Genomic DNA, 16,869 nt, shown 5'->3' on the forward strand with positions numbered 1-16,869 from the left:
CGGGATCCTTCGCATCGGCTCCCCGGAAACCCTTCGCGCGACCTACCCGGAGACGCCGAGGCGCTCCAGGATGAGCTCCCTGGCCCGGCCCGCGTCGGCCTTGCCCCGGCTGGCCTTCATGACACCGCCGACCAGGGCGCCGACGGCGGCGACCTTGCCGTTGCGGACCTTGTCCGCCGCGTCGGCGTTGCCGGCCAGGACCTGGTCGATGATCTCCATCAGCTCGCCCTCGTCGTTGACGATCTGCAGGCCGCGGGCGGCCACCACCTCGTCTGGGGAGCCCTCGCCGTTCAGCACGCCCTCCAGCACCTGGCGGGCCAGCTTGTCGTTCAGCGCTCCCCCGGCGACCATCGCGCACACCCTGGCGATCTGGTCCGGGGTGATCCGCAGCGCGCTCAGCGAGAGCCCCGCCTCGTTGGCACGGCGGGCCAGCTCGCCCATCCACCACTTGCGGGCGTCCGCGGGCGGGGCCCCGGCGGCGACCGTCGCCTCGACCAGGCCGATGGCGTCGGCGTTGTGCATGGACGTCATGTCCAGGTCCGACACGCCCCACTCCTGCTGGAGCCGCTTGCGCCGCACGCCCGGCAGCTCCGGCAGGGTCGTCTTGAGCTCGGCGACCCAGGCGGGGTCGGGGGCGATCGGCACCAGGTCGGGCTCGGGGAAGTAGCGGTAGTCCTGCGCCTCCTCCTTGGACCGTCCCGAGGTGGTGGTGCCGGTGTTCTCGTGGAAGTGGCGGGTCTCCTGGATGATCCGGCCGCCATCGGCCAGGATCGCGGCCTGGCGCTCGATCTCACCCCGCACGGCGCGCTCGACGCTGCGCAGCGAGTTGACGTTCTTGGTCTCGGTGCGGGTGCCCCACTCCGAGGAGCCGCGCGGCATGAGCGAGACGTTGACGTCAAAGCGCATGGAGCCCTCCTCCATGCGTACGTCCGAGACGCCGAGGCCGCGCATGACCTCGCGCAACTCGGTTCCGTAGGCGCGGGCGATCTCGGGAGCGAGCCTGTCGGTCCCCGGGATCGGCTTGGTGACGATCTCCACCAGCGGGATGCCGGCCCGGTTGTAGTCGACGATCGAGTAGTCGGCCCCGTGGATGCGGCCGGTCGCGCCGCCCACATGGGTGGACTTGCCGGTGTCCTCCTCCAGGTGGACGCGCTCGATCTCGATCCGCACCGTCCTGCCGTCGACCTCGACGTCGAGGTAGCCGTCGAAGCAAAGCGGCTCGTCGTACTGGCTGATCTGGTAGTTCTTCGGCATGTCCGGATAGAAGTAGTTCTTCCGGGCGAACCGACACCACTCGGCGATGGAGCAGTTGAGCGCCAGGCCGATACGGATCGTCGACTCGATCGCGGCGGCGTTGGTCGTGGGCAGCGAACCGGGCAGCGCCAGGCAGACCGGGCAGACGTGCGTGTTCGGCGGGGCGCCGAACGTGGTCGGGCAGCCGCAGAACATCTTCGACGCCGTGCCCAGCTCGACATGCGTCTCCAGGCCCAGCACCGGCTCGAAGCGCTCCAGCGCCTCGTCGTACGGCATCAGTGTCTCAGCGCTCACTGTCGTTCACCACTCCTCCCTCGCTACGCGGAACGCTCGTCCCTCGCGCGCCACTACGCTCACTGCGTCGGATTCTCTCAGCACTCACAGGTAACCAAGTCCCTTCAAAGCGTTCCTCGTCTCGGCCACCCAGTTCGCGTAGGCGGGCACCTGGGCCAGGACGGCGAGATCGATGTTGCGTCCTATGTATTCGAAGTAGTCGCGGACCGGCTTGCCACGCCGGGGGACGGTCGCGGCCAGCACCCCCGCGGGATCGGCGATCCTCTCGACGTCGCGGGGCCGCGTGGGCAGCCCGCCGAGGTCACTGCCCGCCAGCCCCGCCCACACCGCGCGGTCGGCGAGCAGCCAGGCCTCGGTGTCGCCAAGTCCGATCACCGGCACCAGGTAGTGCGAGTGATAGCGGACGCCGTCGCTACGGCGGCGCTCCCGCCCGTCGTCGTGGGTGAAGAGCAGGTGGCAGTCGGCCGCGAGCTCCTCCAGCGCGGTGACCATGTGCTCCCGGTCGTGGGAGACGACCTCGGTCTCCTTGACGTCCACCGCGTACGGTGACATCCAGGTGAGCTCGCGCAGCTGCCTGGCGATCACGATGCTGAGGAAGCCCTCGTCGGTCTCCCCCTCCGCGATGAGTCCAGGAACCAGCGGGCGGCTCATGCGGCCGCACCCAGGTACTTGCGGACCTGCCGGGGTGAGACGAACGTGCCCGGCTCACCGTCCGGCTGGATCGGCTTGGCCACGGTCACCCGCGACACCCGGTCGTTGTCGGGGTCGACGCGGACCGCGGTGTCGAGGAACGTCAGCGCGTCCGGCTCGGTCCGGTAGACCTCCGCGACGACGATCGGGGACTGGCTGGTGAGGATCACCTGCCGCGGCGGCTCGGCCCCCCCCGGCCCGGAGGTCCTCTGGCGCACCCGCCGCAGCAGCTCGCCGAGGCGCCCCGGATGGACGCCGCTCTCGATCTCCTCCACCAGCAGCGTGCCCGGGTGGTCGGGGTCGTGCAGGGCGGTCAGCAGGCCGAGGACCCGCAGGGTGCCGTCGGAGAGCAGCGTGGCCGGCACCGCTCCCTGGCCGTCGACGAGCAGGTCGAAGGAGCATTCCCTCCGGTCGGTGCGCGGCACCAGCCCGGTGACGTCGGGGAGCACACCCGCGAGGTCGACCACGAGGTCGGCCAGCGCCTCCGTACCGGCCATCCGCCCGAGCACCGCGGCCAGGTTCGCGCCGTCGGCCGCGAGCGGTCCCCGGTTGGCCGAGGGGCAGCGGCGGCGCATCGCCGCCGGGGACGGCGAATAGCGGCGCCACGAGGAGACCGTACGGCGGGGCGTGCCCTCCGGATCCGGGTCCTCGACCAGGAGATCCAGCAGCTCGTGCGGGATCCGCTGGGCCACATGGCTGACGACGGCCCCGCTGGATCTGGGGATCTTCAGCACCATCTCCGCACCCACGTCGAACCTGACCGGCACCACGGAGCCGGGCTCCGGGGTGACCAGCGCCTCCACCGAGACGACGAACCCGCCCACGGCGGAACCGTGGGCGACCCGGTGGAACTGCTCGCCCGGCAGCCCGCGGGTCGCGCCCAGCAGCCCGCCCGGCCCCTCGATCTCGGCCGCCACGAACCCCACGGCGTCGAAGAGGTTCGACTTGCCGCTCGCGTTGGGTCCGACCAGCGCGAGGAAGGGCGGCACATCGAGATCGAAGCTCAAGAAGGACTTGAACCCGTCGATCTCGATCCGAGTGATCATGCCGCCGTTCTCCCTGTCACCTGTCGCCCCCTCGCCCCGAAATCCAGAAAACCCTTATAGCTCCGGGGCTCTGGACAGCAGGCTGCCGCCCCACCGCGCCTGGAGGGCCTGCTCGACCGCGGCACCGACCCGGTAGCAGCGGTCGTCGCCGAGCACCGGAGCCATGATCTGCAGACCGACCGGCAGGCCGTCCTCGTCCGCCAGGCCGCACGGCACGGAGATGGCCGCGTTGCCCGCCAGGTTGGTCGGGATGGTGCACAGGTCGGCCAGGTACATCGCCATGGGGTCGTCGGCGCGCTCGCCGATCGGGAACGCCGTGGTGGGCGTCGTCGGCGAGATGAGCACGTCCACCTGCTGGAAGGCGGCCTCGAAGTCGCGCGCGATGAGCGTGCGGACCTTCTGCGCCTGGCCGTAGTAGGCGTCGTAGTAACCGCTGGACAGCGCGTACGTGCCGAGGATGATGCGGCGCTTGACCTCGGGGCCGAAGCCCTGCGCCCTGGTCAGGGCCATGACCTCCTCGGCGCTGCGCGTGCCGTCGTCGCCGACGCGCAGGCCGTACCTCATGGCGTCGAAGCGGGCCAGGTTGGAGGAGCACTCCGAGGGGGCGATGAGGTAGTACGCCGGGAGGGCGGTGGTGAACGAGGGGCAGGAGACCTCGAAGACCTTCGCGCCCAGCGACTCCAGCAGTTCCACGGTCTCGTGGAAGCGCGCGAGCACACCCGCCTGGTAGCCGTCGCCGCCGAACTCCTTGACCACGCCGATGCGCAGCCCGGCCACGTCGCCGTTGCGCGCCGCCGCCACGACCGAGGGCACCGGGGCGTCGACGGAGGTCGCGTCCATCACGTCGTGGCCGGAGAACGCCTCGTGCAGCAGCGCGGCGTCCAGCACGTTGCGGGCGAAGGGGCCCGGCGTGTCGAGCGAGCTGGCGAAGGCGATCAGGCCGTAGCGGGACGAGCCGCCGTAGGTCGGCTTCATGCCCACGATGCCGGTGACCGCGGCGGGCTGGCGGATCGAGCCGCCGGTGTCGGTGCCGGTGGACAGCGGGGCCTCGTAGGCGGCGACCGCGGCGGACGAGCCGCCGGAGGAGCCGCCGGGGATGCGGGACAGGTCCCACGGGTTGCGGGTGGCGCCGTAGGCGGAGTTCTCGGTGGAGGAGCCCATCGCGAACTCATCCAGGTTGGTCTTGCCGAGGATCACCAGGCCGGCCTCGCGCAGACGGCGGGTCACGGTGGCGTCGTACGGCGGGCGATAGCCCTCAAGGATCTTGGATCCAGCCGTGGTCGGCATGTCGACGGTGGTGAAGACGTCCTTGTGCGCGATCGGCACGCCGGCCAGCGGGCCGAGCTCCTCGCCGGCGGCCCGGCGGGCGTCGACGGCCCGCGCCTGCTCCAGGGTCGTCTCGGCGTTGACGTGGAGGAAGGCGTTGACCTGCGGCTCGACGGCGGCGATCCGGTCGAGATGGGCCTGGGCGACCTCGACGGCGGAGACCTCTCCGGCGGCGATCAGCGCGCCCAGATCCGCGGCGGTCTTGTGGATGAGGCTCATGCTTCCTCCCCAAGGATGCGCGGCACGCGGAAGCGGTCGTCCTCGACTGCCGGGGCGCCTGACAGCGCCTGTTCCGGCGTCAGTCCTGGCCGCACCTCGTCGGGGCGGTAGACGTTGGTGAGCGGCAACGCGTGCGAGGACGGCGGGATGTCGTCGGCCGCCACCTCGGCGACGCGGGCGACCGCACCGATGATCACATCGAGCTGGGCGGCGAAGTGGTCGAGCTCCTCGTCGGCCAGCGCCAGCCGGGACAGCCGGGCGAGGTGAGCGACCTCGTCGCGGGTTATGGCGGACATGAGTCGTTGAACCCGTTTCGTGGAATGGCAATTGGACACTGTCATCCTATGGCTCGCGACCTGAGGGTCCCGACTCATTAACACCGTCGCAACCAACCGAAGATCTCTTACTCGAAGCGGTCAGACCGCCCCCGGCCCGCCAGGCCGGAGAAATCGGCTCCCGGCCTGTCCGGTGCGCACCGATCCGGGAGGCCCTGAGCCGGTTGCCGTCGCCCGCCGAGATCGCCGTACATCGGCCGCGCCGTGCCCCTGTCCGCCGGGAGATTGCGAAACGTTTTACTGCCGGGAGGCCCGATGATCCACGTCGCCGCCATGGGCATCGGGTCGCGGAGGCGCGCCGCGGGCCCGGCTTGAAACGTTCCCGCCCGGCAGGTCAGGGGCACCGGTGCACCGGCGTCCCAGCTCGCACCCCGAATCACGTTCCACCTCGCCTTCGGTCCCGGGCGCCCCGCGATCGCGGCCCCGTCCCACTGGAGAATCGCCGCCAAAGCGGGATCTTGCGCACCTATGTCAAGAACGTTTTAATGCCCGACAAACGGATGTGACACAACGTGACACGGAACCGGTGCCGGCCATGGCGGCCGGGTTCTGGCCGGCCGGATGTGATACCCGCGCCGTACCCGACGGCGACCGCCATCGCCCAGGACCTGGACGGAAAACTCGCGGGACAGAACGGTCAGGTCCCGCCTCGCCGGATTGTCACCGGCCACCGCGGCACGTGCGAGGCACCGACCGTCCGGCCGCGGCAGGCAGAAGATCCGGGAGCTAGGCCCGCTGGGGGTTGAGGATCTCGGTGGGGCGCAGGAAGCCGAAGTCGTGCGGGGCGAGCCCTCGATGCTTGCGCAACCATACTGTCGCGTCCGCGGCCGACATGGGCTTGGCGAACAGCCAGCCCTGGCCCAGATCGCACCCCATGTCCGCCAGGCGCTCGGCCACCTCGGCCGACTCGACGCCCTCGGCGACCGAACGCAGGCCGAGGGAGCGGACCAGATCGACGATCGAGCGGACGATCCGCTCGTCGTCCTTGGACTCGCCGATCCGGCGGACGAACGAGGAGTCGATCTTGACCTCGGCCACCGGCAGACGCTGCAGGCGGACCAGCGAGGAGTACCCGGTGCCGAAGTCGTCGAGCGCGAGCGGCACACCCAGCGAGGCCAGGGCGCGGACCGCGTCGGCGGTGTACGCCTGGTCGGTCATCAGGATGCGCTCGGTGACCTCCAGCTGGATCGCCTTGGGCGGCAGCCGGTATCGCGCCAGGCCCGCTCCCAGCTGGTCGGAGAGCGCCGAGTCGAGAAGGTCGCGGGCCGAGACGTTGACGGAGATCTGCTCGTGCAGGCCGGTGTGCCACCAGTGGGCGGCCTGCTCCAGGGCCGCGTCGATGACGTATCCGGTGAGGTGGCGCATCAGATACGACTGCTCGGCCATCGGCACGAACTCTCCCGGGGAGATCATCCCCCGCTCCGGGTGGCGCCATCGCAGCAGCGCCTCCACGCCCCGCACCTGCCCTCCCGACAGGTCGAGCTTGGGCTGGTAGTGCAGCCGCAGCTCGGAGCGGTCGATGGCCCTGCGCAGGTCACCGAGGAGGGTGAGCCGCTCGGGACTGTTGCGGTCCTTGTCGGCGGCATAGATCTCGACCCCGGTCCTGCTCTCCTTCGCCAGGTACATCGCCACGTCGGAGCGTTGCAGGAGCATCTCGAAGTCCGGTGCGTGGTCGGGGTAGATGGCGATGCCGAACGAGGCGTCCAGGTCGAAGCTCATGCCCTCCAGCCGTACCGGCTCGGTGATCGCCACCCGCAGGCGCGCCGCCACCTCCCTGGCCGCCGCGGCGTCCCTGACCGAGGGCAGCAGGACGGCGAACTCGTCGCCGCCGAGCCGGGCCACCACGTCGCCAGGACGGACGCTGTGGGTGAGCCGGTGCGCGACCATCTGCAGGAGCCGGTCGCCGACCGGGTGCCCAAGGGTGTCGTTGATCTCCTTGAACCGGTCGAGGTCGAGCAGGAACAGGCCGACCCGCTCGCCCTCCCGCGCCTCGGCGAGCGCCTCCTCCGTGCTGAGCACGAGCATCTTGCGGTTGGGCAGCCCGGTCAGGCCGTCGTGCATCGCCTGGTGGTCGCGGCGGACCGACATGCTGGCCGTGAAGTAGACGGCCAGCATGGGCGCCAGGAAGAGCGGCACCAGGGCCGGCGAGTGGTTCATCACCACCACGACGAGCGGGGCCAGGCCGAGCAGCCCGGCGTAGACGAGGCTCTGGTGACCGATCGTGGTCTTGATCACCCGGTGGATCGACCTGCGCTCGTGCAGCGCCACCGCGCCGGAGACCAGCGCGGCCCGGACCACGAAGTAGGCCAGCCCGGCCAGCCCGATCGCCAGCAGGTCGGCGCCGTCGGGCACCCCGGCGCCCACCGTGACGGGCTGGTCGCCGAAGAGGCCGAGCACCACCCCGGCGGCGGTGCAGGCCAGTGTCACCTGGGCGATGTTGAACATGACCCGGTGGCACGCCTTACGGGTGACCGCCCCGTTGACGACCATGGCGACCGCCTGCAGCAGCACCGCGATCGGCAGGCCGTAGTGGAGCAGCGCGGCGAAGGTGAACATGGTCGACGGGTAGGTGCCGCCCACGGTCAGCGACGACGACAGGACCACCGGCCGCAACTCGCCCAGCACGACCAGGACCGTGAGCATCCAGAACAGCGGGCTTCGGGCGAGTTCCACGATCTCGGTCGTGTCCATGCGCAGCTGAGACACGACCAGGACGACGAACCCGACCGAGATGACGGCGGCGAGATAGGCCCAGAGGGGCGATCCCAGACGCGGTCCGGTATCGCGAGTGTCGGTTGGGTCGGCCATGAGTAACAAAACCCCCATTAGTTCACTATGGGAGAGTACGGCCTACGGGCCACTTCGCGAAACCGATTGCGCACGGTCCGTCACTGAAAATTCACGCGTTCTTGCGCACGGCGGCGGGGCGGTCCGGTCACTCCTCGGGCCGCACCGTCACCTCCGCCGCCGCCTCGGGCCCCTCGGCCAGCAGGACTCGCAAACCGGCCTCGTCGAGGATCGGCACGCCGAGCTTCACGGCCTTGTCGAACTTGGAACCCGCGTTCTCTCCGACCACCACGAAGGAGGTCTTCTTCGACACCGACGCCGCGACCTTGCCACCTCGGGCGGCCAGGGCCTCACCGGCCTCGTCGCGGGTGAAGTCGGCGAGCGTGCCGGTCACCACGAAGGTCAGCCCGGCCAGGGTCTGCGGGAGCTGCTCGGCCGGCGGGTCGTCGACCATCCGGACCCCGGCGTCCGCCCAGCGCTTGATGATCTCCCGGTGCCAGTCGACCTCGAACCAGTCGCGGATCGCCGCGGCCACCCGCGGGCCGACGCCCTCGACCGCGGCGAGCTCCTCCTCGGAGGCCTTCGCGATCGCGTGGATGGAACCGAACTCCGCGGCGATCGCCTGGGCGGTCGGGGGGCCGACATGCCGGATGGAGAGCGCGACGAGCACCCGCCAGACCGGCTGGCTCTTGGCCTTCTCCAGCTGCTCCAGCATCTTCTCGGCGTTCTTGCTCGGCTCGCCGCTCTGGTTGGCGAAGAAGGTGACGATCTTCTGCTCGCCGCCCTCCGGATCGGTCTTGGGCAGCCCGGTGTCGGGATCGCGGACCACCGACCTGATCGGCAGCAACTGCTCGATCGTCAGATCGAACAGGTCTGCCTCGGTGCGGACCGGCGGCTCCTGCGGCGGCAGCGGCTGGGTCAGCGCGGTGGCCGCCACGTACCCCAGCCCCTCGATGTCGAAGGCCCTGCGGCCGGCCGCGAAGAAGATGCGCTCGCGGAGCTGGGCGGGACACGCCCTGGTGTTGGGGCAGCGCAGGTCGGCGTCGCCCTCGTTCTCGTACGCCAGCTCGGTGTCGCACTCCGGGCAGCGCTCCGGCATCACGAACGCCCGCTCGGTGCCGTCGCGCAGGTCGACGACCGGACCGACGATCTCGGGGATGACGTCGCCCGCCTTGCGCAGCACCACGGTGTCGCCGATCAGCACCCCCTTTCGCGCGACCTCGGAGGCGTTGTGCAGCGTGGCCCGCTCGACGGTGGAGCCGGCCACCACGATCGGCTCCATGACCCCGTACGGCGTGACCCTGCCGGTGCGGCCCACCGCGACCTGGATGTCGAGGAGCCTGGTGTTGACCTCCTCGGGAGGATACTTGTAGGCGATCGCCCAGCGGGGGGCCCGGCTGGTGGAGCCCAGGTTGTGCTGGAGCTCGATGCGGTTGACCTTGACCACGACGCCGTCGATCTCGTAGGCCGGGTCGTGACGGTGCTCGTTGTAGAAGTCGATGAAGGCGTTGATGCCCTCAAGGTCGTCGACGACCCGGTAGAGGTCGCTGACCGGCAGGCCGAACGCCGCGAGCCGGTCGTAGATCTCCGACTGGGTGCGGGGCGGGGCGGTCCCCTCCCACTTGCCGATCCCGTGGACGATCATGTGCAACGGCCGCTGCGCGGTGACGCGCGGATCCTTCTGCCGCAGGGAACCCGCCGCGGAGTTGCGCGGGTTGGCGAACGGCGCCTTGCCCGTCTCGACCAGCTGCTCGTTGAGCTTCCTGAACTCCTCGACCGGGATGTAGACCTCGCCCCTGACCTCCACCAGGTCGGGCACGTCGTCGCCGGTCAGGCGGTGCGGCACGTTGGCGATCGTGCGGACGTTGGCCGTCACGTCGTCACCGACGCGGCCGTCGCCCCTGGTGGCCCCCCTGGTCAGGCGGCCCTTCTCGTAGACCAGTGCGATCGCCAGACCGTCGATCTTCAGCTCGCACAGGTAGGGCGCGGGGTCGCGCTCGGCCAGCCGCTCGGCCCTCGCCCGCCAGGCGGCGAGATCCTCGGCGTTGAAAGCGTTGTCGAGGCTCTCCATCCGCTGCAGGTGCTTGACCGGATTGAAATCGCTGGAGATCGGCGCGCCGATCTTCTGGGTGGGGGAGTCGGGCGTGCGGAGGGTCGGGCTCTCCTCCTCCAGCTCGCGCAGCTCGCGCATCCACCCGTCGTACTGGGCGTCGCTCACGGTGGGCGAGTCGAGCACGTGGTAGCGCCAGTTGGCCTCCTCGACCAGCTCGGTCAGCTCCGCGTGCCGCTCCAACGCCCGCACCGGCACGCCCTCGACCTCAGCGCCCATCGCCGCTTCTCCCCTCGTCGTCGGCCAAGCCAAACGTATCCTCGAGCACCGACAGTCCGCGTCCTTCCTTACCCCGAGTTGAAGCCCCCGGCGGCCGGGATCACTCGCCGGGGTCGTCCTGCAGCACCCGGGCGGCCTTGCGGCAGGTGGCCAGGGCCGCCCTGGCGTAGGCGGGCGAGGCCCCGGCCAGGCCGCAGGCCGGGGTGAGCACCACCTGCGAGGCCAGCGTCCCGGCGGGGAAGCCGAGACGGCGCCAGAGCTCGACGGCCGGTCCGGCGACCACTCCGACGTCGGGGAGCCTCGCGTCCGTCCCCGGCACGACACCGAGGAAGAGAGCCGTCCCCGCCTCGACGGTCTCCCCGATCACGTCCTCGTCGCGCCTGTTCAGCAGGTGGGCGTCGAGCGAGACGCCCGCCGCGCCCGCCGCGCGCAGCACGCGGAAGGGCACGGCGGGGGCGCAGCAGTGCACGACGGCGAACGTCCCCGCGGGGAACACCGCGCCGAGCCGGTCCGCGGCGACCTGACGGTCGACCGCGGCCAGCCGCCCGAAGCCCGAGGCGGTCGGCACCGTGCCCGCGAGAACGCCCGGCAGCCCCGGCTCGTCGATCTGCACCACGATCTGCGAGGCTCCCGGCACCCTGCGGCGCACGTCGGCGACGTGCGCGGCGAGCCCCTCGGCCAGGGACTCCACCAGATCGCGCACCGCCCCCGGGTCGGCGAGCGTCTTGTCGCCGTGCCTGAGCTCGACCGCTCCGGCCAGCGTCCACGGCCCGCACACCTGGATCTTGAAGGGCCCCTCGTACCCCTGGGCCGCCTCCTCCAGGGCGTCGAGGTCGCGGATGAGATGGTCGCGGGCGCGTTTGAAGTCACGGCCCGGCCGGTCGGCGAACCGCCAGCCCGACGGCTGTACCTCCACGGGCATCTCCAGCAGGAGCGACGCGGTGCGCCCGATCATGTCGGCGCCGACGCCCCGGGCGGGCAGCTCCGGCAGGTACGGCAGCGCGGGCGACTCGCCGAGGACCACCCTGACCGCCTCGGCGTGGTCCTCCCCCGGATGCGACCCGATGCCGGTGGCGGTCGCCTCACCCCATGGGTACTGGCTCAAGACTGCTCCTGGTTTCGCGTTGGGACGTGGGCGACGCTCACCGGCGTCCGCCCGGCTCACCCACCCTGGCCAGCTTAGGACCGCCGGATCCCGTCCCCGCCCTGAGTGACCTCTCCTCGTACGGCCTCACCGGCCGGTTCCCGGTGCCGGTGCGGTGTGTCAGGCGGATGAGGTTGACCGTCCTTGTCACCGGCAGCAATCTCGCCATTACTCCGATAAGCAAATGAAACCAGTCATCCCACCCCCGACAGGCAAAAGAGCATGAAGAACGGATGAAAACGGTGATCCGGATGGGTCAGATTTGATTTGATGGTGCCTGATAAAGCGATAAATACACATATAGAGACTTGAGCCGATAGGAACCCCCGTGGGCGATTTGCACCCTTTGCTGCAAGAAGATCCGAAGCGCATCGGCGTCCACCTCCTGGTCGGCCGGCTCGTCGAAGACCCCACGCAGGCCGTCTACCTGGGGCATCTACTGGACGAGGACACCCTCCGGGTGATCCGCGTGCTGGAGGCCTGTCCGGGCACCGACCCACCGACCCGCGAACGAATCACCAACGAGCTGCACGCCGCCAGGCGCGTGTCCGGCGCACACGCCGCCCGGCTCCTTGAGGTCGGCTGGTTCGACGACTCCCCCTATGTGGTCCGCGAGCACCTGGGAGGCCGTTCACTGCGCGAGACGGTGACCACCGACGGACCGCTCAGCGGGGACGCCCTGGAACGGCTCGCCGTCAGCATGCTCACCTCGCTCACGGCCATCCACCTGTCCGGTCTCGTCCACGGCGGCCTCAGCCCGGACACCGTGCTCCTCGGCCCCGACGGGCCCCGCGTCTGCGACATCGGCCTCGGCGACACCGGCTCCGAACCGGGATACCGCGCCCCCGAGTACATCCACCCGGCGTTCGGATCCGGCGGCGACATCGCCCGGATCACGGAGACCGGCACCGGTCAGGCACCGGTCCCTGCCACCGTGGCCGGAAGGCCCGCGGACCTCTTCGCCTGGGCCGCGACGGTCGTCTACGCGGCGACCGGTCAGCCGCCTCTCCTTGAGCGGCCCGAGACGGCGCCAGAGGGCCCGGCGAACCTGACCGGCATCCCGTCCGGGCTCCGCTCCCTCATCGCCGTCTGCCTGGACAGCCGCCCGGAGGCTCGGCCCGACACCGGCGCGGCCATGCTGCGGCTGCTCGGCGAGCAGCCCGTGGAAACGCTCCTGCCGGCTCCCCCGCCGCCCGCCGAGGGCGGCGGGAACATCCCCGGTGCGAAGGACGGGGCCCTGTACCCGGCCTCGGTGCAGCCGCCGGCGACGCCGCTCTGGAACGCACCGCCGCTGCCGGGAAGCCCGCCTCCGATGAGCGGGACTGTGATCACCGAACCCGCTAGGGAGCAGCGGAAGACCGCCGGTTTCCCCCTCATGCTGGTGACCGGTGTCGGTGTGGTCGCCCTGATGTCCGGCCTCGGAATCTGGGCCGCCGGAAACTACGCCTCCCTCGGCAACACCGGACAGGTGGCCGCCGCGAACGAAAGGGCCCCGCTGGCGCTGGCGAGCCAGTGGCAGGGGCAGGGGGGTGGAGATCCGGGCCGGGGGAGTGCGGGTCCGGGCGGGGCGGGCGGAGACCCGGGCCAGAGCAATGTGGATCCGGGCCAGGGCACCACGGACGACCCGGCCAACCGGGTTACCGTGCCCTGGGGCATGACACCGGAGCCGCGGGTGGGAGACGTCGGGCCGTTGCAGCTGCCCACCGACGTCCCCACACCCCCGGCACTGGATCCGCTCACCCCACCGCCGACCGCGGTGCCGACGATTCCGGCCGCCCCCTTGCCGACCGCCGCGCCGACCGCCGCGCCGGCTCCCCCGCCCCAGGCCACGGAGAAGGCCAGGGCGACGCCGACCGCCAGGGCCGGGGAAAGGCAGAAGCCGACTCCTCGAACCACAGAACCTCAGCAGACGTCGCAGCCGAAGCCGAGCCCGACACGGGAGACTCCCGAGCCACCGCCCCCGGCCCCGACGCGGTCCGAGCAGAGCCCGACCCGGGAGGCCCCCGAGCCACCGCCCCCGACACAGTCCAAGCCGCCGTCGTCGAAGCCGACCACCAATCCTCCGGCCGTGGCCCCGGAATCACCGCCCACCACCAAACCACCCGCGGCCAAACCGACCACCGCCAAACCGACCACGGCCGCTCCGAAACCGACCGCGGCGCCGGCGCCGCGTTCCAACCCCTACAGCCCGCAGCAGGTCTGCGGATCGGGTTACTACGTGCAGCGGTCCGCCCAGTTCGGCGGCGGGACGACCTACCAGCTCTACAACACCTCCACCGGCACCAACTGCGCGGTCACGATGAAGACCGCCGACGTCGGAAAGGCGACGCAGGTCTGGGCCACCCTGGAGGTACAGGGGGGCGGTTCCAAAACCGACCGGGGCAACTTCGAGTACTACGCGGGCCCGGTCTTCCTTCCGGCCAAGGGCAAGTGCGTGCGCATCTCCGGCGGCGGCCCCGGCGGCAGCACCGGCACGGGCTGGGCCAACTGCGGATGACCTCCGAGGCGAACGCGGGTAACGCGGCGGGAGGAGAGAAGCATGACGCCGCTCTCCCCCGCCGCCGACCCCGCGGCCGACCTCGCGGCCGACCGGATGCTCGCCGGGCTCCAGGAGCAGGTGAACCGGGCGGGAGAGATCGGGCGACACGCACCCGTGGCCATGGGACGGTGTGGAGCCTCTGCCCGGCCCTTCGAGAGATGAAGAGTGCTGTCTGACGTCCACCTGTTTCGGGGGTTTCAATGATTGGTGGGAAGTTTGTCGCGGGAGTGCTCGCGCTGACTGTCACCGCTCCCGTCCCCGCCTCGGCGGCGGGAGGGGCGGTGGGAGGCGCAGCCGACTGCTCCCCGCCCCGCGGGACGAAGAGCATCAGGGAGTCGTGGGCCCAGCGGCGCTTCAACCTGCCGGAGGTGTGGAAGCTGACCAGGGGCGCGGGGGTGACGGTCGCGATCGTCGACAGCGGCGTGGACGTCACACACCCGCAGCTGACGAAGATGGGAAAGTCACTGATCGACCTCACCGGCACGGGCGGGGGCGACTGCATCGGGCACGGCACGGAGGTCGCGGGCATCATCGGGGCGAGTGAGATCAAGGGAGTGCCGTTCGCCGGCATCGCGCCGGAGGCCAAGCTGATATCCGTCAAGCACACGAACAAGGACATCGGCGAGGCGGGGTCGCTGGCCCACGCGATACTGCGGGCCGTCCGGCTCGGCGCCGACGTGATCAACGTGTCGGCCAAGGCGTACGACCAGCCCGATCTGAGGAAGGTGGTGAACTACGCCCTGGCCCAGGACGTGGTGATAGTGGCCGCCGCGGGCAACGTCACCAAGGATGACGGCACCTCCCCGCCCGCCTACCCGGCCGCCTATCCCGGAGTCATCTCCGTCGGCTCGGCCAACCCGGACGGCACCAGGGCCTCCTCCTCCAGCACCACCACCCCGGTCTCCGTGCTCGCCCCCGGCGTCGACCTCACCTCCACCTCGCCGGGCAGGGCCTACAGCGAGGGCCTGGAGGGCACCAGCTTCGCCGCGCCGTACGTCGCGGGAGTCGTGGCGCTGGTGCGCGCCCGTCACCCCGGGCTGGACCACCTGGCCGTGCATCGGCGCATCAAGCTGACCGCCGGTGGCGGCTCCGGGGTCGGGACCGGCGAGGGAGTGATCAATCCGCTGCTGGCCGTCTCGGCGATCCTGCCGTCGGAGTCGGTGGCGATCGCTCCGGACGAGGCCGCCCCGCTGCCGGCTGACGCGATCCCGCGGGTCCCCGTGGAGGACTCCCATGGAATCGCGGTCGCCGCCTGGGTCGCCCTGTTCTCCCTCTCGCTGGCGCTCCTGGCCGTCCTGGCCAGGGTGGTGACCCCGCTGGGCCACCGCCGGGGATGGCGGCCGGCCCGGATCGAGAGTGGCGGGTGAGAGCGCGATGAGTCTCCTCATCCATCGTTCCCCGGTGGAGGCGGCGAGGTGGGAGTGGCATGCAGACCCGTCGTGACCTCTACCAGGCGCACAAGCTGATGGTCCAGCGCCTGAACATGGCCCTGCTCCAGGGCGAGCCGGACCTGCCCGAATCGCCGATGCGCAGGCTCAACGTGGCGATGTTCTGCGGTGTGCTGGCCGCGGTGCTGGTGACGGTCGGCTTCGGCATAGTCGGGCTGCTCTTCCCCGGTGGCGCGACCGCGCTCACCGAGCCGGGGACCGTGATCGTGGAGGAGGAGTCGGGCGCGGTCTTCGTCTACAGCGCGCCGCGGAAGGAGATGCTCCCGGTCGCCAACATCACCTCCGCCCGGCTGTTGCTACGCGAGCGGGAGGTGACCGTGCGCACCGTCACCTCGGCCTCCCTCGCGGACTTCCAGCGCGGCACGATGGTGGGCATCCCCGGTGCCCCCCAGTCGCTGCCCGCCCCCGGCAAACTGGTCCGTGCCCCCTGGTCGGCCTGCGTGGTGGAGGGCGTGGACACCCGCGGCGAGCGCCGGCTGTACACCTCACTGGTCGGCGGCATGAACGTCGGAGGCCGCCCGATCGGGACGGACAGCGCCATGGTCGTCGAGGAGGGGAACGACACCTGGCTGCTCTGGTCGAACCAGCGGATGCTCGTACCGGCCGGCAGCGTGCGGGCGCTGCCGGAGGGCGGGCGCCGCCAGGTCCCCGCGGCCTGGCTCAACGCACTGCCCGTCGGGGCCGACTTCCGCGGCCCGAAGATTCCCGGCCTCGGCCGCGCGGCCCGCGGGCCCGACGGGAAGCAGTCCGCGGTGGGCCGGGTGTACCGGGTGCCCTCGCTGGCCGGCGGCTCCGAGAAGTGGTACGTCCTGCTCTCCGACGGACTGGCGAGCCTCACCCCCGTCCAGGTCAGCCTGCTGTTGCAGAACCCCGCCAGCAAGAAGGCGTACGGCGACCGGCAGGTGCGGCCGATCGAGACGGACGCCGCCAGCGCGAACGGGATGAAGGTGTCGGCCACCAGCCTGGAATCCGCCGGCCTTCCCACGGTCATGCCGAAGATCATCACTCCGAATCCGACGGACCCGCTCTGCGCCGTCTACTCCGACGCGGAGCGCGGCTCGACCCGGGCCACGCTGACGATCGAGAGCACCGTGCGGATCCCCACGCCGCCCGCGGGCCGGTTCAACCAGGACGCGGCCGACCAGGTGGTGCTCCCGCCCGGCACCGGCGCCCTGGTGGGAGTGCTGCCGGGAAACGACAGGCTGGACTCGGTCCAGTCGCTCTACCTGATCGGAGACCAGGGGCGGCGGCACGCCATCCAGTCCCCGGAGGCGCTGGGCAGCCTCGGCTACGCGCTGGAGGACGTCGCCCCACTCCCCGCGCAGCTCAAGCTCCTGATCCCCGAGGGCCCGGTGCTCGACCCCGCGGCCGCGCGGGCACCGGTGCGCGTGGAGCAGCCGCCGACGGCCCGCCTTCAGCAGTAGGACATCCATCGCGCCAATTTTCCCTTTTGTCGAC

At 71.1% G+C, this 16,869-nt stretch carries 12 protein-coding genes; 4 read left to right on the forward strand and 8 right to left on the reverse strand.

The genetic code is table 11. The annotated features are described in order from the left end of the window. Positions 1 to 42: 42 nt before the first annotated feature. The 8 genes from gatB to ACWD3H_RS16170 form a co-directional block, all read right to left on the reverse strand. A complete protein-coding gene (gene gatB, locus ACWD3H_RS16135; RefSeq protein ID WP_451955504.1) occupies positions 43 to 1,548 on the reverse strand; it encodes an Asp-tRNA(Asn)/Glu-tRNA(Gln) amidotransferase subunit GatB in 1,506 nt (501 codons plus the stop codon). Between the two features lie 84 nt (positions 1,549 to 1,632). Further along, positions 1,633 to 2,199, reverse strand: coding sequence for a hypothetical protein (locus tag ACWD3H_RS16140; RefSeq protein WP_355555069.1), 567 nt, complete (start codon positions 2,197 to 2,199; stop codon positions 1,633 to 1,635). After that, positions 2,196 to 3,284, reverse strand: a complete 1,089-nt coding sequence (locus ACWD3H_RS16145) for an AAA family ATPase (protein ID WP_350914659.1) — start codon at positions 3,282 to 3,284, stop codon at positions 2,196 to 2,198. The genes ACWD3H_RS16140 and ACWD3H_RS16145 overlap by 4 nt, the downstream gene beginning before the upstream one ends. 54 nt (positions 3,285 to 3,338) lie before the next feature. Further along, entirely contained in the window at positions 3,339 to 4,829 is a 1,491-nt protein-coding gene (gatA, locus tag ACWD3H_RS16150) for an Asp-tRNA(Asn)/Glu-tRNA(Gln) amidotransferase subunit GatA (RefSeq protein WP_451955505.1), read from the reverse strand. Further along, on the reverse strand, positions 4,826 to 5,125 hold the full coding sequence (gene gatC / locus ACWD3H_RS16155; RefSeq protein WP_030913706.1) for an Asp-tRNA(Asn)/Glu-tRNA(Gln) amidotransferase subunit GatC: 300 nt from the start codon (positions 5,123 to 5,125) through the stop codon (positions 4,826 to 4,828). Before gatC ends, gatA begins: the two co-directional genes overlap by 4 nt. Before the next feature lie 765 nt (positions 5,126 to 5,890). Further along, positions 5,891 to 7,972 carry a putative bifunctional diguanylate cyclase/phosphodiesterase gene (locus ACWD3H_RS16160; RefSeq protein WP_355555062.1) on the reverse strand — a complete coding sequence of 694 codons (2,082 nt, stop codon included), beginning with the start codon at positions 7,970 to 7,972 and terminating at the stop codon, positions 5,891 to 5,893. A gap of 127 nt (positions 7,973 to 8,099) precedes the next feature. After that, a complete protein-coding gene (ligA, locus tag ACWD3H_RS16165) occupies positions 8,100 to 10,280 on the reverse strand; it encodes an NAD-dependent DNA ligase LigA (RefSeq protein WP_451955506.1) in 2,181 nt (726 codons plus the stop codon). A 100-nt stretch (positions 10,281 to 10,380) separates the two neighbouring features. Next, the gene (locus tag ACWD3H_RS16170; RefSeq protein WP_451955507.1) at positions 10,381 to 11,385 is read right to left on the reverse strand and encodes a methionine synthase; all 1,005 of its coding nucleotides are present in this window, start codon (positions 11,383 to 11,385) and stop codon (positions 10,381 to 10,383) included. A 367-nt stretch (positions 11,386 to 11,752) separates the two neighbouring features. On the opposite strand from ACWD3H_RS16170, the gene ACWD3H_RS16175 reads away from it, so the two are divergent. The 4 genes from ACWD3H_RS16175 to eccB are packed head-to-tail and all read left to right on the forward strand — an operon-like array spanning position 11,753 to position 16,835. Next, positions 11,753 to 13,921 (forward strand): serine/threonine protein kinase, encoded by a 2,169-nt coding sequence (locus tag ACWD3H_RS16175; RefSeq protein ID WP_451955508.1) that lies wholly within the window; start codon positions 11,753 to 11,755, stop codon positions 13,919 to 13,921. Positions 13,922 to 13,963: 42 nt separating this feature from the next. After that, positions 13,964 to 14,125, forward strand: a complete 162-nt coding sequence (locus ACWD3H_RS16180) for a hypothetical protein (RefSeq protein ID WP_451955509.1) — start codon at positions 13,964 to 13,966, stop codon at positions 14,123 to 14,125. Positions 14,126 to 14,163: 38 nt separating this feature from the next. Next, the gene (locus ACWD3H_RS16185) at positions 14,164 to 15,330 is read left to right on the forward strand and encodes a S8 family serine peptidase (RefSeq protein WP_355555052.1); all 1,167 of its coding nucleotides are present in this window, start codon (positions 14,164 to 14,166) and stop codon (positions 15,328 to 15,330) included. A 59-nt stretch (positions 15,331 to 15,389) separates the two neighbouring features. Beyond that, the gene (gene eccB / locus ACWD3H_RS16190; RefSeq protein ID WP_451955510.1) at positions 15,390 to 16,835 is read left to right on the forward strand and encodes a type VII secretion protein EccB; all 1,446 of its coding nucleotides are present in this window, start codon (positions 15,390 to 15,392) and stop codon (positions 16,833 to 16,835) included. Positions 16,836 to 16,869: the final 34 nt, after the last annotated feature.

This window comes from Streptosporangium sp. NPDC002607 (assembly GCF_053592655.1).

Coding starts and splice junctions, on each gene's coding strand:
- ACWD3H_RS16180 (WP_451955509.1), top strand. CDS start 13,964: ATGACGCCGCTCTCCCCCGCCGCCGACCCCGCGGCCGACCTCGCGGCC.
- gatA (WP_451955505.1), bottom strand. CDS start 4,829: ATGAGCCTCATCCACAAGACCGCCGCGGATCTGGGCGCGCTGATCGCC.
- ACWD3H_RS16145 (WP_350914659.1), bottom strand. CDS start 3,284: ATGATCACTCGGATCGAGATCGACGGGTTCAAGTCCTTCTTGAGCTTC.
- ligA (WP_451955506.1), bottom strand. CDS start 10,280: ATGGGCGCTGAGGTCGAGGGCGTGCCGGTGCGGGCGTTGGAGCGGCAC.
- eccB (WP_451955510.1), top strand. CDS start 15,390: ATGCAGACCCGTCGTGACCTCTACCAGGCGCACAAGCTGATGGTCCAG.
- ACWD3H_RS16160 (WP_355555062.1), bottom strand. CDS start 7,972: ATGGCCGACCCAACCGACACTCGCGATACCGGACCGCGTCTGGGATCG.
- ACWD3H_RS16140 (WP_355555069.1), bottom strand. CDS start 2,199: ATGAGCCGCCCGCTGGTTCCTGGACTCATCGCGGAGGGGGAGACCGAC.
- ACWD3H_RS16185 (WP_355555052.1), top strand. CDS start 14,164: ATGATTGGTGGGAAGTTTGTCGCGGGAGTGCTCGCGCTGACTGTCACC.
- gatC (WP_030913706.1), bottom strand. CDS start 5,125: ATGTCCGCCATAACCCGCGACGAGGTCGCTCACCTCGCCCGGCTGTCC.